Raw genomic sequence first — 21,461 nt, 5'->3', positions numbered from 1 at the left:
ATGGCCGGTATCACGTCGACAAAAATGCCAGCAGGTCAGCGTTGAGCCTGTCTTTGTGCGTGTAGGCGAGACCATGGGGCGCGCCCTCGTAAATTTTCAGCACAGAATTCTTGACCAGTGTCGATGCGTGCTTGGCCGCTGCGTCGATGGGCACAATCTGGTCATCGTCGCCGTGAACGATGAGCGTCGGCACATCAAATTTCTTGAGATCTTCCGTGAAGTCGGTTTCGGAGAACGCCTTGATGCAGTCGAAAGTGTTCTTGTGCCCAGCCAGCATCCCCTGCAGCCAGAACGAGTCGATCATGCCTTGGGAGACGCTGGCGCCAGACCTGTTGGCTCCGAAAAACGGACCGCCGGCAAGATCCTTGTAAAACTGTGAGCGGTCGACGATGGATCCTTTGCGAATCTCGTCGAACGTCTCCATCGACAGTCCCCCTGGATTGGCCGAAGTTTTCAGCATGAGTGGCGGGACGGCGGCAATCAAAGCGGCCTTGGACACACGCTGCGTGCCATGACGGCCAATGTAGCGGGCAATCTCACCCCCGCCGGCTGAAAACCCGACAAGAGCGGCTGACTTCAGATCAAGCGACTCCATGAGTTCCGCGAGGTCGTCGGCATAGGTGTTCATGTCGTTTCCACCCCATGGCTGGCTCGATCGCCCATGACCGCGACGGTCATGGGCAATGCACCTGAAACCGTGAGAGCTCAGAAACAACATCTGCGCCTCCCAACTGTCTGAATTGAGAGGCCAACCGTGGCTAAACACCACTGGTTGTCCGCCGCCCCAGTCTTTGTAGTAGATTTCTGTTCCGTCTTTGGTGGTCATCATACTCATGGCTATCTCCATTGTTCCCTGGTTCTTCAATCCACGGGCAACCCATTGCGCTCAAAACGGATTACCCGAGTTTGCGAGCGGCACCGGCACATCCATTTCCCTCAATGCCAAAAGTTCATACCGCAAGGCGCGTGCCGAATGGGAACGGTGAGCTATTCTGAGTGCAACAGGCCGACTCCATGATGAAAATGCCTGGGAAAAGGTGAGGACGATGAGGAAGAACCACCAACGGAGCCCTCAATATCTGGCCGTTACGTGGAATATCGCGGATTTTTGCAGGAGATGAGCGCTGACAGCGAGAAATAAAGACGTGGGGGCCGCATCAGCCTGGAGCCCTACCTGTGGCGTCCAGAACGCAGCGCCCTGAACACTGGGAGAAACAATGAAAAAACAGGACGCAAACCCTTCACGGCACAGGCGAAAGTTTGCGTCCTGAATGCAATATCCCCTCCGGGACTCAAAGGATGTCCTTGCAGCGGGAAAGACGGATCAGTTCTTCTGTGCTAGAATGGAAAATCCTCTGTGTCGTCGACGCTGCGTTCCAATGCTTTGGGCTCCGGCTTTTTCGACGTCGCGTGCACTGGGTTGCCGTCGACGCAGATCGCCTTGAAGGGTTTGGTGGGACAGGCGTGCTCGCAGGCCCCGCAGCCAACGCAGTAGTCCGCATGCACTTCCGGAATGACCAGTGGCCGGTTGAGCGCGTTGGGGTACGGCACCATGCGTACCGCCTTGGTCGGGCAATGCTCGGAGCACGCGCCGCAGTTCGTGTTGTCCGTGACGACCACGCAATTTTCCTTGATGAACCTGGCCACGCCCAGTTGCGTGCGCTTCTTCTCCTCCGGGGCCAGGGGCAGGATGGCGCCGGTTGGACAGACCTGCGTGCAGAGCGTGCACTCGTAGTTGCAGTAGGATGCGCGGTAGTTGAGACGTGGCTGCATGATGCCCGATGGCCCGAATTCGAGGATCGACGGGGAAAGGACCCGCGACGGGCAGACACTCACGCACAGATGGCAGGCGGTGCACAGGGATGTGAAGCGCTCGATGCTGACGGATCCCGGCGGGGAGACGGGGCCGGTCACGGCCTCGGGTATGGTTGTCGGCCTGCTCTGCAGGACCGTCGCGTTCGTCTCCACCAGCCCGGCGAGGCCCAGCAGAGAAGCCCCCGAATGCAGGAAAAAATTCCTGCGTCCCTGATCCGCCTGCACGGCGTAAGCGCGCCTCCACCTGTTTTCAAAATGCATCGCGCCTGCCGGACAGGCTGCCAGACAATTGTAGCAGGCGACGCAGCGCCCGGTATCGACCCTCATGCGCTCCAAGTCGATGCATCCCGCCTTGCATACGCGTTCGCAGCGCCCGCACTTCGTGCACCTGTCATGGTCGATCCCCAGGCGCAGCCATGAAATCCCCGACACCAAGCCCAGGAGCGTGCCCACAGGACAGACGGTGTTGCAGTAAAGACGGCCGCGCCTGGCGGCAAGCCACCCGACCATGGCCAGCGTCGTCGCGGCGACCCCGACGGCAAGAGGCGTCAGAACTGCCCACTGCTTGCGGAAAACTGCGTAATGACCAAACTGCTCAAGCGCCATTGCTACGGTATTGTTGACCAGCACCAAGGCCGGGCGGACAAGATCGGCCAGAATCCGCCCAAAGGCGCTGAACGGATCGAGCAGATTCAGCAGCAGGCCGCTGCCGCCGATCAGCAGCAGCGCCGTGACAGCCACGATGGCGTAGCGAAGCCTACCGGCCGTTCTGAAATGGAATCTTCGCCTTTTCCCGGCCGTGAAACCGATGGCGTCCTGAAGCGTCCCGAGGGGGCAGACTGTGGAGCAGTAGACGCGGCCGATGAACACGGTCAGCGCCGCGACAAAGAGCCAGCCTGCCGCGCCGAGGGCCGCCCCGTGCATGAAGGCGAGCATGGAGGGGACGAACTGCAGGTACAATATCCCGTCGGTGAACGCCGGGGGGATTACGCTTGCCAGACCAAGAAAAAGCAGCGCCGTCAGCCCGAAAAAGACAAGGGACAGGACGACGCGTGCCGTCTTCAAGTGCCCAAGCTTCACCACGAAAAACGCCTCAAAGCCTGATGCGGTTGATGGACAGGCCGCTTAGGTCCATGCTGCCCAGGTTCATATCCGCGGCGAGTCGGATATGGGGGATGTCTTCGGGTTCAACGCCAAAGAGCTTTGCCGCAGCGGCGTCGGCGGCGACCGGATCGGTTGAGACGATGAGGGCCTGCATCTGCACGATATCGGCAGTGGAAACCCCGCGCGGTCCGTTCTGTTTCATGACGTTGTACGCGTCCACCACGGTCAGGGTTGGCCTGCGGTACGAAATGAAATCCGCAATGCACTGATGCAGATCGTTACGGTGCCAATACCCGCGATCCCAGACCACGCCCATGAGGTTCTTCATACCGACCGTAAGCATGGTCGAGCTGTGATGCTTGAGGACCGGGACGTTGATGAGCACGTCCGCCTCAAGCAGCACGCCGTGCACCTTGACTTCGGAGAGCCGCTTTCCGTCCGGCACGGCAACCTGCTGGTAGTAGCCCTCGTTGTCCCCGGGTACGATCTTCCCACCAGCGTCCTTGACCGCCCTCTCGATGCCGCTCGATCTGTAGCTCTGCGCCCAGGGGTCGCAGGTGTGGTCAAAAACGGACACGTCCCGGGCCCCGGCCTGCAGACAATGCTCGACAATGCGCTTAACGAGCGCCGGATTGGTGTTACCGCCGCGTTCCGGGGTCACGTCCCAGCCGATGTTCGGCTTGACCACGACCCTGCTCCCCCTGGGCACGAAGGCCTGCATGCCTCCAAGGGAGGCAATGGCCTGGTCGAACATCGCCCCCGGCTCCCCGCCACGCACGGCCACAAGGTCGTAAGCCTGCACCGGCGAACCAGTAGCGGCCAGCAACTGCGCGAAGTTGCCGAAAGCCATGGTGGATCCGGCGACAATCCCGCCCCCGATCACATTTTTGAGAAAACGACGACGATCCATTATCCCCTCCCTGCTCCTGGCCGCTTCGACGCGTGAAGCCGCCTGCAACCAGCGCATACGACAAAAACACGCGCCTTGCCAAACTCTTTCGCCGCGTATTGGTGTCACATCTTCACGGCCCGTGCCGGCACGATGTCCTGCATCCGTCAGGGCCGGCATGGCCCATGAGCCGGGCACGTTGGTGGCCCAACTGGCGATTTACGGCAGGGCTTGGACAGAAACCGGCGTTTTTGGGCCGGGTGCTGGATTTTGAAACAGGATGGTGCAGATCGGGGGCCGCAAAGACAACCGTTTCTTTGCCAAAGCGGGTCTTGATCAAAAATTGCCCGGAAATGATTTCAATCGTCTACTGCAATTCCAGACGGACCATTGATTTCTTCCGCTATTTTTCTGAAGTGAAATCCGTAAATAGCATATGTGATTGCCAGTGGAAACAGTCGTGGTTTCTTTAAAATTGTCCACAATATAAGTTTCCAGTAATAATAACGCTCTTTTCCAAGTATTCCGAGATATAAAATTGATTTGAAAAATGCTCCGAGATAACCATATTGGTAGTGAAATTTTCCAAAATACAGTGGATCATATATTTTAAAAAATTTAAGCGCGCGCTGATAGAAATTCTTTGGTGAATATATGGTATTGAGAATCGACTGATAGCCGCTGATGAGCGTTGCCGCATCCATATGGGGCGTGAAATTGAGGGCGATGGCCGTGTTGTTCCCGCTCGCCTCTCCAACCAATCGCCCTTCCTGGTTCAGACGCTGATAGAGCCTCGTGCCGCGCAAGGCGGTCAGGAGTCCGACCATCGCTGTTACGATGCCGCTTTCCTCGATGAAGCTGATTTGCATTTCAAAAATTGAGGGCGGGTCGCTGTCGAACCCAACGATGAAGCCTCCCTGCACCTGCAGTCCGGCCAGTTGAATCCGATGGACCGAGTCAAGCAGGTCGCGGTGCCTGTTTTGAACCTTGCCGCTCTCGACCAGACTTTCCTCATTGGGCGTTTCAATGCCGATGAAGACCTCTTTGAAGCCGGCCTTGACCATGAGTTCCATCAGGTGGCCGTCGTCGGCAAGATTGATGGATGCCTCGGTGTAGAAATAGAACGGATATGCATGCTCCTCCATCCACTCGATCAGCGCCGGCAGGAGTATTTGCTTCAATTTGGCGCGATCCCCGATGAAATTGTCATCGACCACAAAGACCGCCCCGCGCCAGCCCTGAACACGGAGCCGTTCAAGCTCGGCCAGGAGCTGCGACGTGTCTTTGCTGCGGGATATGCGCCCGAACAAGGCGGTGATGTCACAGAATTCGCAGTCGAAGGGACAGCCTCGTGAATACTGGATATTCATGGACGCATAATTTTTGACGTCGATCAACTCCCATAGCGGCAACGGGGTCGTGCTCAGGTTTGCGTGTTGCTCGTTCACGTAGAGGTGTCGGGCCGAGTCTGTTTGCAGATCTTGCAGAAACGCAGCGAGAGTAACTTCCGCCTCGCCCAAGACCAAGTGGTCGACATCCGGAAAATCGTCTGGGGCGCTGGTGAACAATGGACCTCCGGCGACCGTTTTAATTCCGATCCGACGGCATCGGGAGAGTATCTCCTGCACCGATTCACGCTGAATGGTCATGGCGCTGATAAAGGCGTAATCCGCCCATTCCAGATCATCATCGGACAGGGACCTGACGTTCATGTCGACGAGCTTTTTATCCCATTCGGCAGGAAGCATGGCGGCCACGGTCAACAGGCCCAGAGGCGGAAAACTCGCCTTTCTTCCGATGAATTTCATGGCGTGCCGAAAACTCCAGAACGTGTCCGGATAGTGCGGGTAGAGAAGGAGAATCTTCATGATAGTGCTCCAAAAATGCGGTGTGAAGGCATGCGGAGCACCGCAATGAGCGTGCCAGCAGCTTTAAGATGTTCGCTGGCAAAAAATAACACGCTGATTATACGGGCAAAATACAAATTATTCCAAAGTGAATGCGAAAGATTCCGTCAGTGGAGGCTGTCAGATAGTGTATAATTGTTAAATATGACGATCCGGATGCTCTGGGGGGCGCAGTCCCAAAAAAAGGCATCCAGGACGACTACTTTGCCGCACCGCCCTCAGGCTTGTAGAATACATGTTCCCCGATAACGACCGTCTTCACGTATTCTGCAGCCCATTGCGGCGTAAGGTCTTTCCGGTGAAAATATAAGGCTCCGCCGGTTCTGTCCTGCACTTGTTTGTTAAGGGCTTTCCGGGCTATTTCCTTGGCCGCAGAGTAGGCTTCTTCCTCCTGCGCGTCATCGGGGAGGCCATCGCACCACCATGAGAACTGACAGGCGCCTTGTTCCAGGCCTTGCTTGACAACTTCGCAGATAGTTTCCGGAAAGCCTTCATGGCCAAGGCGGTTCATGACGACATTGGCTATGGCTTCGATACCCGCAGCCTCTTCGCCCCGGGCCTCCCAATAGATGGTGCGCGCAAGGCAGGTCAGCGCGTCGTCCAGAGGATTTTCCCCGGACGGGTCCACCGCCTGCGCTTCAGGTTTAGTAATGGCATCGGACGGAGAGGGACGCGTAGCATTGCCCTCGGACGCTGCGCTTTGCTCCAGCACCTTCGCTTTGACTTCCGCGGATTCCGCCTGCTGCGATTGGCCCCATAACGGGCAAGGACCCATGAGCAGGATTGTTGCAAGGCAGATCGCGAGCCATGTGTTGCGTATCATCGCCAAACCTCCTGGAAGAATGAAAAGTGCCTCAACGTTTTGGAGCATACCGCTCAGTTTGTTTGAACAGACATGCCCGTTATCAATTAAGATCCGTGAACACCGTGGCGTTCTTCATCCCGATGACCAGTTTCGCCGGACAGTCGCTCGCCGGGATTGCGGGGTCGTTGAACTTCGCGAAGGCTTCGCGCTTTGCCTCGCCGACAAAAAGAAGAACCCCGATCTCGGCGGTCAGCATCAGGGACAGGGAAGAAGACATCCGCTCCGCAGGAGGCTTGGGCGAGTCATCCATGACGATGAAGCCATGATGAGCGTCCCGGACGGAGTGGTGACCGGGGAACAGGGCTCCCACATGACCGTCCTCCCCGGAACTCAGCAGGATTATATCAAACCGGAAACCATGGTCCGCGAGCACGGCCTCGTACGCCCGCGCCCCCCGGTCCGGGACGGCCGGATCCACAATGAAGGGATGGGCATTTTCCGGCGATATCGCCCCCTCTTTCGCCAGTGGGACGATAAAATGGTCCTTGAGCAACTGGTAGTTGCTATCGGGATGACCAAGGGGAACAAGCCTCTCGTCGATGACGAAAAAATGCACCCGGTTCCAATCGATCTTTTCCTGGCGCAACATCTGAAAAATCGTGGCGACGCTTCTCCCACCCGGCACCGCAATATTCGCGCGGCCGCGCCTGGCCAGAACGTCCCGGACCTTTTCGCCGATATGATGGGCGGCGCGTTGCAGGAGCAGGTCCGCATTTGGTTCTTGAACGATCGCGAGCATGACGAGTATCCTTGTCGTAAAGGTGCCGCTGCAAAAAGTCGTCATCCCCTTGAAGAAGATCCATATCCTTCTAACTACCTGAAAGGACGGAATTCACACCTTCGCGGGAATGACGCAGAGGTATTTTCGCGATTTTTTGCAATGGCATCCGTTAAAGGCAAACCTTGAAACACGTACCCTGCTATTTCAGCATACTGAATCACCGTCAGGCATGGGTGCTGGCTTTATAGATGCTTATACCTCCGCCATTTGCTGATTTTTTTCAAATCAAATTTACAAATACCCAAAAAAGAACATGACCTTAAAGACCGGTGTTCACTATATGCCAACGCCCTGTTGCTTATGGATTTTACAAAGCGCACTGACCTGCCCGGCACTTTTCAGACCAGTCGAAACTTGAGATAGGTTCCCCCTCAACCACGAGGGAACTGATGAAAAAGGGACGATTTTCCGAAGAGCAGATGGTGGGCATCCTGCGCGAAGCTGACCACAGTCCGGTGGCCCAGGTGGCCAAGAAGCATGGAATCAGCGAGCAGACGATCTATACGTGGCGACAGCGGTTTGCCGGCATGTCCGCCGATGACGTGAAGCGGCTGCGGTTGCTGGAACAAGAGAACACGCGACTGAAGAAGATCCTTGCGGAACGGGACCTCGAAATCGAGGTCATGAAGGAGATCGCCGCAAAAAAGTGGTAGGCGCACCCGCCCGACGCCTCCAGGTGGCATACGCCAGGAGTCGCGGACTTTCACAACGCAGGGCGTGTGCGCTGTTATCCACTTCCCGGTCGTCGCTCCACTACGAGTCACGGCTGGAGGCCCGGGACAAGCCACTGATGGCGGCTATGACAGATCTGGCTGCGACGTATCCGCGCTTTGGATATCGCCGGATCAACGTGTTCATGGAGCGTCTGGGGCATGTCATGGGCGCCGACAAGGCGTTCCGCCTGTGGTCCAAGGCCGGGTTGCAGGTGCCCAGGAAGCGGCCTCGGAAACGAGTGGCGGCGTCCCGCCCGAGACCGCAACTGCCGATGGGAGCAAACGAACTGTGGGCGTACGACTTTGTCTATGACGCCTGCGCCAATGGTCAGCAGATCAAATGCCTGACTGTGGTAGACGAATACACGCGGGAATGCCTGGCTATAGACGTTGCCGGCAGCATCAGATCGGGCCGGGTGATCGAGGTGCTGTCCCGCCTGATCAGCGAACGTGGAGCCCCTCTGAGCCTGCGTTCTGACAACGGACCGGAGTTCGTGTCGAAGGCGCTGCTCAGATGGGCGGCTCAGGAGTCTCTGGATCTGGCGCTGATTGAGCCTGGGAAGCCATGGCAGAACGGTTTGAACGAGAGTTTTAACGGCAAATTTCGCGATGAGTGTCTGTCGATGGAATGGTTCCGGTGTCGGTCCGAGGCGCGGGTTGTGATCGAGGAATGGAGGCGGCACTACAACTCCATTCGTCCGCATTCAAGCCTGAACAACATGACGCCAGAACATTTCTGTCGGCAGTATGGGAAAAACCTGAACCGTGGGGAAACTCTCAAGAATTGAGTGGTCCGAAGTTTCCCGGCAGGTCAGCACCAGTTGAAACGGCAGCCATTGACTCACCATAGGGCACTCCCGTTGCGCTGGCGCGAACCGCGGGCAGAAACCTGCACCTGAAAAGCATGACCGCGCCATAAACGCAGGACACCGAACCCTGGAAATGGACATAGCGGTCATGGCCAAATCCAGGAAATGCTTCCCAGGTCCGGACTTTGAAGTGCGAGAACGCTGCCTTCCGCAGAAAGGACAATGATTATATTGAGTTATTTAACTGAATTTATGCGAAATAAATTTGAGGAGTGCTGTGATCATCTCGTATAGGGCAATTCTTTGATCCAGCGCGGCAGCACCCGAAATTCCGGATTCACGACGCTCTTTGTCGGATCGTACATATCTGTTCTGATCGCTGCGAGATTGAGAAGAGTATGAATGAGATTATCCGTCTGGTAAGGTCGAGTGGTGTCCAGGGCCAGAATGCCGGAGTCACGCATCCACTCCGCATATTCAGGTGATATCTTCAGGACAAAAGGAATTTCATACACGTTTTTGCTTGTTGACGAACCCGCGTGACCAAACCGGTTTTCGGTGTCAAAAACTTCTTCCCCGTGGTCTGACAGGTATATGGCTGCCCATGCTCCGGAGTTGCGCTTATCCAGAGACGCAAAAATATCACTCACAACAAAATCCGCATATCGAATCGACGCGTCATAATCGTTTATGATGCCGGCGACTTTTTCTTGGCCATGAAAATTCGTGAACAATGTCGTGCTTGGTGGCTCACCTGTGAATCTGAAATCATTTCTGTGCTCCGGAATGCGATTCGTATACGCTGAATGGCTTCCAAGAATGTTGATAACCACCAATTTACGCTGCGCAGGATCATCAATTGTTTTAATCAATTGCGGCAATATATATTCATCATACTGCTGATTTGACGGCAGACTGTGCTTGCTGGACCACTGCGAATCGGCACGTTGCGCCAGAATGGGAATAATTCCGGAGCCTGGTGTGTGCGAAGAAAATTGAGCACTGATCCAAAATGTCTTGAATCCTGCCGCCTTAAACATGTCAAACACAGTTGTCGTGTATGGATTGCCATTCAGATCAGCCAGAGTCAGCATCCTGCTGATGGATTTCTGCGTTGTGGGTGCGGAGGAAATGACGTCGGTAAAGATGTTCAGTCCGTCGATTCGCTCCATATCCGGGGTTGTGTTTCGGGGATATCCATACAGATGCATGTTCCTTCTCCCCGCAGATTCTCCAATGACGAGAACTATTGTTTGCGCGTCCGGGTACGTGGCTTCGACTGGGTTAATATATCCTGCCTGAAGCACGTTTGCCAATTGAATTTCTTTTTTAGCGGCAATGATTTTTTTTATAATCGTTGTTGGAAAATACGGATCAAAAGGTGTTCTGAAGTATCTTAATGAAGCAAAAGGCAAATAAATCATTGATAAAATCAATATTAAATATATTTTTGTCTTATAATTTGATCTATAATTATTTGATATTTTAATAGTTTTCCGTAAAAATATATATGATATAATAATATATAAAACATATATCGACAACAATTCGAAACTTAAGAACGAGTCAATAAATTCTATAGATTCATCACTATTTGTTGATAGAAATGCCACAGCACTTTCAGTATTAAACTCAGATCCATACAATACGACATGGGCGATATATATAAATCCGGTAAAAATGCAAAGTATATAAATAAAACAATACAAATATATGCGATATCGCCCAGCAAGAACTCCAACAATGATAATAATACAAAAAGATGGAACAATATGTACAAGAGATATCAAAAAATCAATTTTTTTTGTATATATAAAGCATATAGATGATATAAAAATAGAAAATGAATACAAAAAAACAATATTTTGAGAAACCTCAAATAAAGAAGAAAATTCACACGCAACCCTACTTTCTGGAAAATTTTGATTTTTTTGATTTAAAATCCAACGCATTGAGTCATATTTTTTTATATACATCAATCCTTATCCTACGATAGTTCTATGATTTTATTTAACTACTCAATATTTCAAATAATAATTTATATTATTCAAACTAAATAATATAAATTCAATTAGAAAATACATATACGTGCACACATAAATTAAAATATGCACAAATAATAATGTTTTATTATTTGTGCATACACAATTATTATAAATAAAACGTACAAATACATACACAAAAATATGTATCAATAAGAATATTTGACAGGTAATTTAACCAACAAATTGATAATGGATGAATTTGAGCGCACAAGTCAGATATTTGCGATGCTGAAGCATGGCGAGTTGGAGGCTTCGCAAGGAAAGTTGACGCATATTCCAAAGAACAAATGGTGAAGGAAAACTTGATTCCCGCTCTGTCTGTCCCGCTTCGAGACAACCGAGCTAGAAGTGTTCGGATCTGCGTCAACATCCTCCGGAGTTGAAACGCATGACGCGATCTGCTGCGGATTGCCAAAGAGTATCTAGACGGCGATAACATCCCTCCATTTCGGTAGACTTAAGCACATCAAAATCGCTTGAGTGATGTCAAAGTCGCGCTTGCTATGGCCGGCGCCACCTTCTTCTTGCTTTTTCCTGCCCATTTTCGCTTATGCGCATCAGATCAGGTCATTTTTTGTGATCTCGGCTTAAACAAATTTCCAACATGGCTCGCAACCTTGTGCATATGCGAGGACGAAAGGCCCTGTATGACATTTTCATAAAAAACAGTGCGCAAACTTATTGTGTATGACATTTTCGGCTGCGTTTTTTTGCGTACACCTTTCTTTATGATACGTCGTGTCCAGGATGCATGTCATGAAGCGAAAACAAGATGGAATCTTGTTTAAATCCTGTCAGGTATGAGCTAGATTATCTTTGAAAAATTGAAGTGCTCGCCTCCGTCCGCGACGCGGGGCCTCACGCTCTCTTTTTCAAGATTTCACCTCATTGTTGGATTTCGGGAGGTTGCATGGTTCATAATGGCGTCGGCGGGAGATTGAGACTGTATCGTCAGCTGCGTGACATGACGCAGGAGAGTCTTTCCGAAGTCATCGGCGTTACGAAGCAGCACTTGGGCCAGATCGAACGCGGGCAGTGCAATCCGTCGCTTGATTTTCTGTCCAAGGCCGCAGCAGCCTTGAACACCCAGGTCGCCAATTTTTTCCTCGGCAACAGCCACGATCCAACTGTTTCCGGCTGCTCCACTTGTTCCGAAGACGCCGGGCGCATCCAGCCCTTTGCCGGGTGCGGCCTGTGGACAGTCTCGGGCCACGTCGGCAAAAACCTCTGGTCCAGATCCCTGTGCAGGATGCTCGGCTATGCGTCCGTACGTGTTCCATCCCTCGCCAAATTCTCCAGACACCTCGCCGCAAACGATGCCGGAACATTCCAGTCCTTTTTCGGGCAGGTGATCGAAGGCAGAACTCCGGACCCCGTCATCATCGACCTGACCCGCAGGGACGGAGTGCTCAGAAAGGTGCAGGCCCAGGCGGAAATCCTGAGCGCCGGCGACGGACTCACGGACATCAGGTGCATCATCTTCTGGGATATGACGGACTGGCTTGAAACCCATCGTCTTTTCCACCACACGCAGCAGGAACTGGGCGAAACCATCGATGACAGAACAGCGGCCCTGACCGCCGCGGTCTCGGATGCCAAGCGGGAACTGGAACTGCGTCAGGATACGGAACGCGCATTGCAGCAGGCCCACAATAATCTGAGCAGGCTGATCCAAACCATCCCGGTCATCGTCTATTCCCGGAGCCTCGACGGCTCCACGGCCCATTACTGCTCACCACAGGCTCTTGATGTCCTCGGATACAGCCCGGGGGAAACGGACAAGGCAAAAGGTTTTTGGACCGACCGTATCCACCCCGAAGATGCTCCCGTGTACACGGAGGCGATGAAACTGGCCTCACGCACGGGTTTCCTCGATGTCGAGTATCGCGTGCTGAGCGAGACCGGAAAAGAGACATGGCTTCACGACAAGGCGGTCATGACGGACAAGGGGGCGGGTCTTGTCATGCACGGGGTGGCCACGGACATCACGGAGCAAAAACGGGAGATCGAGACCAGAAAAGCCCTAGAGCGAAAGAGTCGGCAACTGGACACCATGCTGCGGCTGATCTGCGACAACGTACCGGACATGATCTGGGCCAAGGATATGCAAAAAAAGTATATTTTCGCCAACAAAGCTGTCTGCGAAACGTTGCTTATCGCCCGCGACACTGACGAACCCATTGGCAGGACGGACCTCTTCTTCGCGCAGCGGGAACGTGCCAGGCATCCGGATAATCCGGATTGGCACAGCTTCGGCGAGATCTGCCGCGACACCGACCAGATCACCATCGACGCAGGATGCCCGCAGCAGTTTGATGAATACGGCAACGTCGGCGGAAAATTCCTGTTTCTCGACGTGCGCAAGGCCCCGCTCTTCGATGAAAGCGGAGTCAACATCGGAACCGTCGGGTCGGCCAGGGACGTGACCGGGCAGAGGCGGATGGAGAAGAAACTGGAGGCGGGCAACGTCGCCCTGCGCGCCATCCTCGACAGCATCCCGGCCGACATCTGCGTGGTGGACGTGGCCACGGACGAGATCCTTTTCATGAACGCGTCCATGCGGGAAAATTCAGTGGAGAGCGGAACGGGCTTTCATCACCCCCGGCAGCAATCCGACGGCGGTGAACCTCTTTGCCCCGGCAAAGCCCTACAGGGCAATGAAATGGCTTCGTGGGAAGCCCTCGACCACTCCACCGGAAAATGGAACCTGCATTTCGACAGGCCTGTGTCCTGGCTCGACGGGCGTCCGGCCCGCATCCGCATCGCCATGGACATCACAGCGCGCAAGCACGCTGAGCGTCTCATGGAGAAAGCCGTCGACGAGCAGCGCATCCTGCTCGACTATATCCAGACGCAGATCTGGTACCTCATCGACGAACAAACCTACGGGGCCGTGAACGAGGCGCACGCCGCCTTCAACGGCCTCGGCATTGGGGACATGGCCTACCGGGACATCTACGAAATCTACCCGGTCGATGTGGCTGACGTCTGCCGCCAGGGGAACGAGGTTGTCTTTTCTTCGGGTCGCCCGGTGCGCACCGAGGAGTGGCTACCGCATTTCTCGGGTGAGAAAAGGTTCCTCTCCATCCTCAAATCTCCCAAACTCCGTGCTGACGGAACGGTCGAGTACGTGGTCTGTTCGGGGGAGGACATCACCGAGCGCTGGAAGTCCGAAGAGGCTCTCAAGAAAGCCAAGGAACAGGCCGAGGAGGCCAGCAGGGTCAAGTCCGGCTTCCTGGCCAGCATGAGCCACGAGATCCGTACGCCCATCAACGGAATAATGGGCATGCTCCAGTTGCTGCAGACCGCGGATCTTAATGCGGATCAGGCCTCGTTCGTGGACATGGCTGTGCGATCCTGCGACCGGTTGGTGCGCCTGCTCTCCGACATCATGGATTTTTCGCGCATCGAGGCCGGCAAGCTCACCATCCAGTCCGCGCCGATGAGCCTGGAAAGCGTTTTCAGCCACGTCCGGGAACTGTTCACGCCTCTCAGCGGGAGCAACGGGGTCGTTCTCGACTTCACTCTGGACCCGGCCTTGCCCGACCGCATCCTCGGCGACGCATTTCGCTTGCAGCAGATCCTCAACAACCTGGTGGACAACGCCTGCAAGTTCACCACTTCCGGCCGCATAACCGTGCAGGCCTGGAACCTGACTGCTGTTGAACCGCGAACCGTGCGGGTTTTTTTCGAGGTTTCGGATACGGGCATCGGCATCCCCGACGAGGATTTGCGGCGTCTTTTCGACCCGTTCATACAGCTCTGTGATGGATATGTCCGCAGTCACAAGGGCGTTGGGCTCGGCCTCTCCATTTGCAAGCGTCTGGTGGAGCTCATGGGTGGCGGCATGTCCGTGACCAGCGAGGCGGGAAAGGGCACGACTTTCGCCTTTTCGCTGCGCTTTGAGACGGATTGTCCCCCTGCTCGCCCCGGCGGCTCCGATGAACGAAAAACCGCCAATCTTGCGGACAGGCGCGTTCTGCTGGTGGAGGACGACCAGGTCAGCGCCGTGGCCGGAGTGGCCCTGCTGGGCCGCCACGGAGCCGCAGTGGTCCACGTCCGCAGCGGCCAGGAGGCCCTGGACGCCCTGCGCAGGCAACCCTTCGATCTTGTGGTCATGGATGTGCAGATGCAGGACATGGACGGCATCGAGGCCACCATGCGCATCCGCGAGGGCGAAGCCGGAGAGACGGTCAGGAATATCCCCGTCATCGCGTTGACGGCCTGCGCCATGGCCGGCGACAGGGAACGCTTTTTGGCAGCCGGCATGAACAGCTATGTAGCCAAGCCCATGGACATCCGCGAGATGCTCCGCGTCGCGGGACAGGCCATGCGGAACTGATGACGGCCTCGCAGGCCTTCTTTCATATCTCTGCGGAAATTTCGTACCGGGACGTCCGGCTTACGGGCGCTAAAGGCCCATGATCAAAATCCCTATCGACCTTCCAACAAACAGGCCACTCAACTCCGGGTGGTTTTTTTTTGAGCTTTGCAAACGTTGCGTCATAATAAAAAAAACGCATGGATACAAGAAGATACGACAAAATATACGCTTGCCGTGACCGCAACCTCTCATGTAGCAGACTTGAAAATGGATTTTTCAGCGAGAAGCGCAGCTAGCGCAAAGACAAGGAAAAAAGTCATGGACAAATTCGCAATACTCATCGTCGGTCATGGCAAACTGGCGGCGGAGCTGGTGGGCGGCCTCGGCAGCGCGACGATTTCACGCGTGGCCAAGTGGGATGAACGGGACGCTTTGGGGGATGAGCGGTGCATGGTGGTGCATGCCGGTTCCGGACGAGAGCTCGACGATGTCATTGCATTCTGCTCCGCGACCGGCTCCGTTCTGCTCGACCTGTCCACGGGAGGCTCGCAGTTCCCGGCAACGCCCACGTTCCCTGTCGTCATCTGTCCAAACGTGAACATGCAGATGCTTTCCTTCATGGCGATGGTCAAACAGGCGGCGGGATATTTCGAGGGCCAGGACATCCGTATCACCGAATCCCATCAGGCATCCAAAAGCACCAAACCCGGCACCGCCATCCACTTGGCGCAGTCGCTGGGCGTTTCGGAGACAAAGATCCGCTCGGAACGGGACCCCAAGGTGCAAAACGAGGTTCTGGGAATCCCGCCCCAATTCCTGGATCGTCACGCGTATCACGAAATCGCGATCAGCGCTCCGGAAGTGGAGATACGGCTGGAAACACGGGTGTTGGGCAAATCAGCCTATGCTTCAGGTCTGGCAAAGGTCGTCGACATGATCTGCGCAGCAAAACTTCCGCCTGGTTGCCATGACGTTGTTGATCTCGTGATCGGCAGCATCCAGAAAAAGCACTGACATCGTTCTTATTACCGGAGCCGCATTCATATGAAATCCATTTGCGTCTTTCTGGGGTCAAGCCCCGGAACCCATCCCGCCTACATGGAAACCACAGCCGCACTTGGCCGCGAACTGGCCAAACGCGGCATCACCTGCGTCTATGGAGGCTCCCGCACCGGGCTCATGAACCAGTTGGCCGAGAGCGTGCTTGAGGAGGGAGGCGAGATCATCGGCGTCACCGTGCAGACGCTCAAGGACAAGGAGGAATTCCACAACGGGCTGACCCGTCTTCATGTCGCGGCGACCATGCACGAGCGCAAGACCATGATGATCGCCCTGTCCGACGCTTTTGCCGTGCTACCGGGCGGCATCGGAACCTGCGACGAATTCTTCGAAGTCTATACCCTGCGGCAACTGGGCTTTCATTCCAAACCCTGCGGCCTTCTGGATGTGAACGGTTTTTTCGAGCCTCTGAAGATGATGCTTGACAAGGCCGGCCAGGAAGGATTCATGAAGCAGCCTTACGGCGAGGCCATATCCGTATCATCAGATCCGGCAGAGCTGATCGACCTGCTCATCGCCAAAGCGGGCTGCTGAAGATTGAAGCCGAAGCGCCCGGCCTTTGGTGCGCATGGCTTCCACGAATTCATGAGCCGGATGGACAAGCACCCACTTTGTGCATAACAATCGCCGGGTATTGCAAACAAACGAGCGCGCCATACGTCCTTCGACGCATTGTTTCGCGCCCGGGCACATTCAAGGAGATCCACTCATGTCCAAGAAAATACTGATGCTGGTCGGTGATTATGTAGAGGATTACGAAGTCATGGTACCGTTTCAGGCTCTGACCATGCTCGGCTACGCGGTGGAGGCGGTCTGCCCGGACAAGAAGGCCGGAGACTTCGTACGCACCTCCATCCATGATTTCGAGGGCGACCAGACCTACAGTGAAAAGCGCGGCCACAACTTCACCCTGAACAAGGATTTCGCAGCCGTGGACACCGCCGACTATGTCGGCCTGGTCGTGCCCGGCGGACGCGCTCCGGAATACATCCGTCTCAACGCGAGGGTCCTTGAGATCGTGCGCGAGTTCGACGCGGCGGGCAAACCCATCGCGGCCATCTGCCACGGCCCGCTTGTCCTGGTCACGGCCGGAGTTCTGAAAGGCAAGAGTTGCGCGGCCTATCCCGCCTGCGGACCGGATGTGACCTGCGCCGGCGGCAAGTACGCGGACATCGCCCTCGATAAGGCCCACGTGGACGGCAATCTCGTCACCGCCCCGGCCTGGCCCGCGCATCCCGACTGGATCGCAAAATTCGCCGCCCTGCTCGGCGCCAAGATAACCATCTGATTCCAGCCGAAATGCGGAGCGGCTCCCACCGCTCCGCATTCCTCCACAGCTTTTCCCGCCGACCGCAGACACTTTCCTTGACCCAAATCTCCATCAAGATTGCGCAGAAATATTTTTCACGTTAAACGACAACCGTTAATCCATAAATAAACCGGCGAAGACCATCCTTGGCGATTGGCCTTCGATTTTTCACATGCGATGCCATAGGTGGAGGAACAACGACGACTTGATTTTCAGAACCAGACCGATCAGAACGCAGCCTGCGGCCCTGCCCGCGACACCATAAAAGAGACCTCTGCATCCACAGCGTCATCAACAAACCAGGAGCCGATTCCATGAACAGTCTGCGCGACGAGCATAGATCCAGGGGCCACACCGTGCTGGTGGTGCTTGTGGCCAGCGGGCTGACCCTCGCGACGCTGGCCCTGGTCGTGGTCATGGCCTGCTCCTCCTACCGTTCCACCCTGGATGCGGCCCGTCAGAACGCCCGTTTCATTTCGAGCCTCGTCGCCACCCAGATGGGCATGGTGCTCATCGACATCGAAAACAGCCTGACCGAAACTGCAAGACTGGTGGCAATGATGCAGAACCTGCCGCCACGGGAACAAAACGATCAGCTGCGTGAAGTCCTTGGTTCCATCCAACGCAAAAAATCGTACATCCAGACCATGTTCATCACCGACTCCCAGGGCCAGGTCATGAGCTGGACGGGTCCGGGCATCGCGCCCGATATTTCCGACCGGGACTATGTCGTGGCGCACCAAGGCAACGACCTGGGAGTATTCATTGGCGTGCCAATGCACAGCAAGGTGAGGCCGGAAACATGGGTCTTCGGCGTCAGTTTGGGGATGCGCGACAGACAGGGCCAGCTCACGCATATCGTCGGCGCCGTCGTTGCCCTGCTCCCGCTGCTGGAAATATTCGACAGTGTGGACATGCCCCAGGGCACCCATCTTATGGTGACCGACCTGGAGGGCCGGATATATCTCCATGCGCCCAACCAGGAGCAGCACGTCGGCCGGACCGTGCCCGAAATCAAGAACAGTGCCTTGCGCGACATGCAGAGCACTCCATTCACCAGCGTATCGGCCGCTGATCACAGGGAACTGGTCGCCGGGGACACGCGGATCAGCCGGTATCCTCTGCTGGCCTTCGCAAGCTTTCCCCGCGAGATGGTTTTGGAGCCTTGGAAAAATCACGCCATGGTCTACGGCGGCGCTTCCATAGTTTTGGTTCTGGTCGTGGCAGGTTTGAGTACTCTGCTGGTGCGCGGCCAGATCCGGCTCAACCGTCAAAGCCGCGAACTGGCCCTGGCCGCGTCCACGGACATGCTCACCGGCGCGCTCAACAGGCGCGCCTTCATGGAATCCGCCAGCCGCGAGTTCGCCCGCGTGTGCCGCTACGGCGGACATCTCTCCTGCATCATGATCGACCTGGACCACTTCAAGAACGTAAACGACACGTATGGACATGCGGCCGGGGATCTGGTCCTGTCATCCTCGGCGCATTATATCGCCTCGCGCCTGCGGGAGCCGGATATGTTTTGCCGATACGGCGGAGAGGAATTCGTGATTCTGTTGCCGGGAACGGACCGGAACGGAGCCGCCACGGTGGCCGAAGAACTTCGAGCCGGACTGGCCGGACTTGATCTGCAACGCGGTGATGAAAAACTCCCCCTGACCGCGAGCTTCGGCGTTGCCGAAATCCATGCGCAATGCGCGACCCTCGACACCCTCCTGTCCCTTGCCGATCAGGCTCTGTACGAAGCCAAGGAGAACGGCCGCAACAGGGTCTGTCTTGCTCCGCGCCAACAACAGGGCTAGAAGGTATAGATCTTGGCGGAAAGAATGACGAAGGCCCGGGAAACGATTCCCGGGCCTTGCTTTTGGCTAGATCCTGAACTGGCCGACCAGCCCCTTGAGCTGTTCGGCCAGTTTGGAGAGCTCCTCCGCGCTGGCCTGGACCTGCTCGCCGCCGGAGCGGATGTCGCCGGTGATGGAGTCCACGGCCGTAATGTCCTGGGCGATATCCCTGGACACTCCGGACATCTCCGAGGCGCGCACCGAGGCGTCCTGTACGCCGGTGGTGGCCTGGTTGATGTTGGTAGCCACTTCGCGGGTCACGGCGGACTGCTCCTCGATGGCGGCGGCGATGGTGGTCACGATTTCGTTCACATCGCCGATGACCTTCACGATCTGACCGATGTCGGTCACGGCGCTGCCCGTGGCATTCTGGATGCCGTTGATCTTGGTCCGGATGTCGTTGGTGGCCTCGGCGGTCTTCGTTGCCAGCTCTTTGATTTCGTTGGCAACGACGGCAAAGCCCCGGCCTGCCTCACCGGCCCTGGCCGCCTCGATGGTGGCATTCAAAGCCAGCAGGTTCGTCTGTGAAGAGATGGCGGAGATGGTGTCGGTGACCTTGCCGATTTCCTGGGCGGAAGCACCAAGATCGCGTAAAATGCCTGCGAAATTATCCACCTGACGTGCGGCGTTGTCGGTGGTGCCCCGGGCGCGTTCGGTGTTGCCGGAGATCTCGCCGATGGTCGAAGTCATTTCTTCCGTGGCTGCGGCCACCGAGGACAGATTGGTGGTGGTCTCTTCCATGCCTGCGGCGACGGAGGTGATATTGGCGCTCATCTCCTCTGCGGCCGTGGCCACGGTGGATGTCTTGGAGGAAAGGGACTGCACGCTCTGCGTCGTCTGCTTGCTCACGGCCGAAAGCTCCGTGGCGGAGGAGGCCACGGTCTGGGCGTTGCCGCTGATTTCAGCGATGATGCGCTGCAGTTTTTCAACAAATGTATTAAAGTGCTGCGCCAACTGACCAATTTCATCATTGCTTTCCACCGGAAGCCGCTTGGTCAGGTCGCCTTCTCCCTCGGAGATATCCCTGAGCAGATCGACGCAGTTTTTCACCGGCAGCAGGATGGCCCGGCTGATCAAAAGCGCGATGGCGATACCCACGGCGAAAAAGGCCAGGGAGGCCAGCCCGATCATCCATCGCATCCTGTACACCTCTGTCAGCACATCGTCCTGCATGGCACCCACGGCAATGGACCACCCGGTGTTCTCGATGGGCGCGAACCCGAAGAAACGGTCGGAGCCCATGAAGGGGTACTGGTCAAAGCCGATCTCACCCTTCATCATGCGCTGAAACATGGCCCCCAAAGATGCATATTGAGGATCCTTCTTGCCCTCTTCGACGAAATTGCGCTGATCGAGCACGAACTGACGGTTGCCGTGGGCGATGAGCACGCCCGTGCCGTCAATGATGTAGGAGTACCCGGTGTCCCCGTATTTGATGTTGTCCGTGATCTCGCTGAGCATGGTGGCGTCGAGGCGGGCCAGCAGCACGGCTTTGACATCTCCCGCGAACCCCCTGATGGGCGTGGCCAGAATGATGACCGGCGAGTTGGTGACCCGGCTGATGATGACGTTGGAGAGCACGGACTTTCCGGCCATGGCCTCCTTGAAATACGCCCGGTCGCTCAGGTCCGCGGTGGAGCCGTCGGGATACTTGGCCTGGCCGTCCGCATCGATGACGCCCATCCCCAGATATTTCATCCGTTCGATTTCACGTTCGAGGGTGAGCAACTGACGGTCCCAGTTCATGGAACGGATCACGTCCCGGTTGGCGATCCCCTCCAGGCCCATGAGGAAAAAATCAAGTCGGCTCCTGACCAGCCGGGCCCCGTCCTGGGCCATGAGCTGGATGTTCTCCTGCACCTGGCTTAATGACGCGCTTTTGGCCCGGTCATAAGCGATAAAACCAAGACCTGTGCAGACCAGGATCAACAGGGCCAGAAAACCGCCGATCAATTTCATGCGAATAGGGATGCTCTTCATCGTTTTCTCCGACCTTTGAG

General features: G+C 55.8%; 14 protein-coding genes. 6 read left to right on the top strand and 8 right to left on the bottom strand.

The genetic code is table 11. The features are described from left to right. Positions 1-10 precede the first annotated feature (10 nt). The 6 genes from DBAC_RS05905 to pgl form a co-directional block, all read right to left on the bottom strand. Complete coding sequence (locus DBAC_RS05905) at positions 11-835, bottom strand: alpha/beta fold hydrolase (protein WP_015773363.1); 825 nt, start codon at positions 833-835, stop codon at positions 11-13. A gap of 503 nt (positions 836-1,338) precedes the next feature. Further along, complete coding sequence (locus DBAC_RS05900; RefSeq protein WP_015773362.1) at positions 1,339-2,898, bottom strand: 4Fe-4S binding protein; 1,560 nt, start codon at positions 2,896-2,898, stop codon at positions 1,339-1,341. A gap of 10 nt (positions 2,899-2,908) precedes the next feature. Further along, positions 2,909-3,829 (bottom strand): DUF362 domain-containing protein, encoded by a 921-nt coding sequence (locus DBAC_RS05895; protein ID WP_015773361.1) that lies wholly within the window; start codon positions 3,827-3,829, stop codon positions 2,909-2,911. A gap of 338 nt (positions 3,830-4,167) precedes the next feature. Further along, positions 4,168-5,616 carry a B12-binding domain-containing radical SAM protein gene (locus tag DBAC_RS05890; RefSeq protein ID WP_228644934.1) on the bottom strand — a complete coding sequence of 483 codons (1,449 nt, stop codon included), beginning with the start codon at positions 5,614-5,616 and terminating at the stop codon, positions 4,168-4,170. A gap of 298 nt (positions 5,617-5,914) precedes the next feature. Continuing rightward, a complete protein-coding gene (locus DBAC_RS05885; RefSeq protein WP_015773359.1) occupies positions 5,915-6,538 on the bottom strand; it encodes a cell wall hydrolase in 624 nt (207 codons plus the stop codon). An 82-nt stretch (positions 6,539-6,620) separates the two neighbouring features. Continuing rightward, positions 6,621-7,319: a 6-phosphogluconolactonase gene (gene pgl, locus DBAC_RS05880; RefSeq protein WP_015773358.1), complete on the bottom strand. Its 699-nt coding sequence runs from the start codon at positions 7,317-7,319 to the stop codon at positions 6,621-6,623. A 431-nt stretch (positions 7,320-7,750) separates the two neighbouring features. Between pgl and DBAC_RS05870 the strand changes: the two genes are divergently transcribed. Further along, a protein-coding gene (locus DBAC_RS05870) for an IS3-like element ISDba1 family transposase (protein WP_143890804.1) occupies positions 7,751-8,862 on the top strand; the annotation gives its coding sequence in 2 pieces (ribosomal slippage) (positions 7,751-8,000 and positions 8,000-8,862; 1,113 coding nt in all). A gap of 302 nt (positions 8,863-9,164) precedes the next feature. Here the strand turns inward: DBAC_RS05870 and DBAC_RS18275 are convergent. Beyond that, positions 9,165-10,859, bottom strand: coding sequence for a phosphoethanolamine transferase (locus DBAC_RS18275; protein WP_015773356.1), 1,695 nt, complete (start codon positions 10,857-10,859; stop codon positions 9,165-9,167). A gap of 979 nt (positions 10,860-11,838) precedes the next feature. Between DBAC_RS18275 and DBAC_RS17715 the strand changes: the two genes are divergently transcribed. The 5 genes from DBAC_RS17715 (at position 11,839) to DBAC_RS05840 (ending at position 19,422) form a co-directional block, all read left to right on the top strand. Further along, positions 11,839-15,270 (top strand): ATP-binding protein, encoded by a 3,432-nt coding sequence (locus DBAC_RS17715; RefSeq protein ID WP_015773355.1) that lies wholly within the window; start codon positions 11,839-11,841, stop codon positions 15,268-15,270. A gap of 300 nt (positions 15,271-15,570) precedes the next feature. Beyond that, the gene (locus DBAC_RS05855) at positions 15,571-16,266 is read left to right on the top strand and encodes a dihydrodipicolinate reductase C-terminal domain-containing protein (protein WP_015773354.1); all 696 of its coding nucleotides are present in this window, start codon (positions 15,571-15,573) and stop codon (positions 16,264-16,266) included. A 30-nt stretch (positions 16,267-16,296) separates the two neighbouring features. Next, positions 16,297-16,845 carry an LOG family protein gene (locus DBAC_RS05850; protein ID WP_015773353.1) on the top strand — a complete coding sequence of 183 codons (549 nt, stop codon included), beginning with the start codon at positions 16,297-16,299 and terminating at the stop codon, positions 16,843-16,845. A gap of 175 nt (positions 16,846-17,020) precedes the next feature. Then, a complete protein-coding gene (locus DBAC_RS05845) occupies positions 17,021-17,599 on the top strand; it encodes a DJ-1/PfpI family protein (RefSeq protein ID WP_015773352.1) in 579 nt (192 codons plus the stop codon). 335 nt (positions 17,600-17,934) lie between these two features. After that, positions 17,935-19,422 carry a sensor domain-containing diguanylate cyclase gene (locus DBAC_RS05840; protein ID WP_015773351.1) on the top strand — a complete coding sequence of 496 codons (1,488 nt, stop codon included), beginning with the start codon at positions 17,935-17,937 and terminating at the stop codon, positions 19,420-19,422. A 66-nt stretch (positions 19,423-19,488) separates the two neighbouring features. On the opposite strand, the gene DBAC_RS05835 is transcribed toward DBAC_RS05840, so the two are convergent. Then, a complete protein-coding gene (locus DBAC_RS05835) occupies positions 19,489-21,441 on the bottom strand; it encodes a methyl-accepting chemotaxis protein (protein WP_015773350.1) in 1,953 nt (650 codons plus the stop codon). Between the last annotated feature and the right edge of the window lie 20 nt (positions 21,442-21,461).

It is taken from the genome of Desulfomicrobium baculatum DSM 4028 (genome assembly GCF_000023225.1).
Taxonomy (GTDB): domain Bacteria; phylum Desulfobacterota; class Desulfovibrionia; order Desulfovibrionales; family Desulfomicrobiaceae; genus Desulfomicrobium; species Desulfomicrobium baculatum.
Note: the sequence above shows the minus strand (reverse complement) of the source record. Positions and strands in the feature narration are given on the sequence as shown.

What these genes read in the sequence shown, in the direction of transcription:
- DBAC_RS05905 (WP_015773363.1), bottom strand. Translation starts at nt 835, where the DNA reads ATGAGTATGATGACCACCAAAGACGGAACAGAAATCTACTACAAAGAC.
- DBAC_RS05895 (WP_015773361.1), bottom strand. Translation starts at nt 3,829, where the DNA reads ATGGATCGTCGTCGTTTTCTCAAAAATGTGATCGGGGGCGGGATTGTC.
- DBAC_RS05890 (WP_228644934.1), bottom strand. Translation starts at nt 5,616, where the DNA reads ATGAAATTCATCGGAAGAAAGGCGAGTTTTCCGCCTCTGGGCCTGTTG.
- DBAC_RS05885 (WP_015773359.1), bottom strand. Translation starts at nt 6,538, where the DNA reads ATGATACGCAACACATGGCTCGCGATCTGCCTTGCAACAATCCTGCTC.
- pgl (WP_015773358.1), bottom strand. Translation starts at nt 7,319, where the DNA reads ATGCTCGCGATCGTTCAAGAACCAAATGCGGACCTGCTCCTGCAACGC.
- DBAC_RS18275 (WP_015773356.1), bottom strand. Translation starts at nt 10,859, where the DNA reads ATGTATATAAAAAAATATGACTCAATGCGTTGGATTTTAAATCAAAAA.
- DBAC_RS17715 (WP_015773355.1), top strand. Translation starts at nt 11,839, where the DNA reads ATGGTTCATAATGGCGTCGGCGGGAGATTGAGACTGTATCGTCAGCTG.
- DBAC_RS05855 (WP_015773354.1), top strand. Translation starts at nt 15,571, where the DNA reads ATGGACAAATTCGCAATACTCATCGTCGGTCATGGCAAACTGGCGGCG.
- DBAC_RS05850 (WP_015773353.1), top strand. Translation starts at nt 16,297, where the DNA reads ATGAAATCCATTTGCGTCTTTCTGGGGTCAAGCCCCGGAACCCATCCC.
- DBAC_RS05845 (WP_015773352.1), top strand. Translation starts at nt 17,021, where the DNA reads ATGTCCAAGAAAATACTGATGCTGGTCGGTGATTATGTAGAGGATTAC.
- DBAC_RS05840 (WP_015773351.1), top strand. Translation starts at nt 17,935, where the DNA reads ATGAACAGTCTGCGCGACGAGCATAGATCCAGGGGCCACACCGTGCTG.
- DBAC_RS05835 (WP_015773350.1), bottom strand. Translation starts at nt 21,441, where the DNA reads ATGAAGAGCATCCCTATTCGCATGAAATTGATCGGCGGTTTTCTGGCC.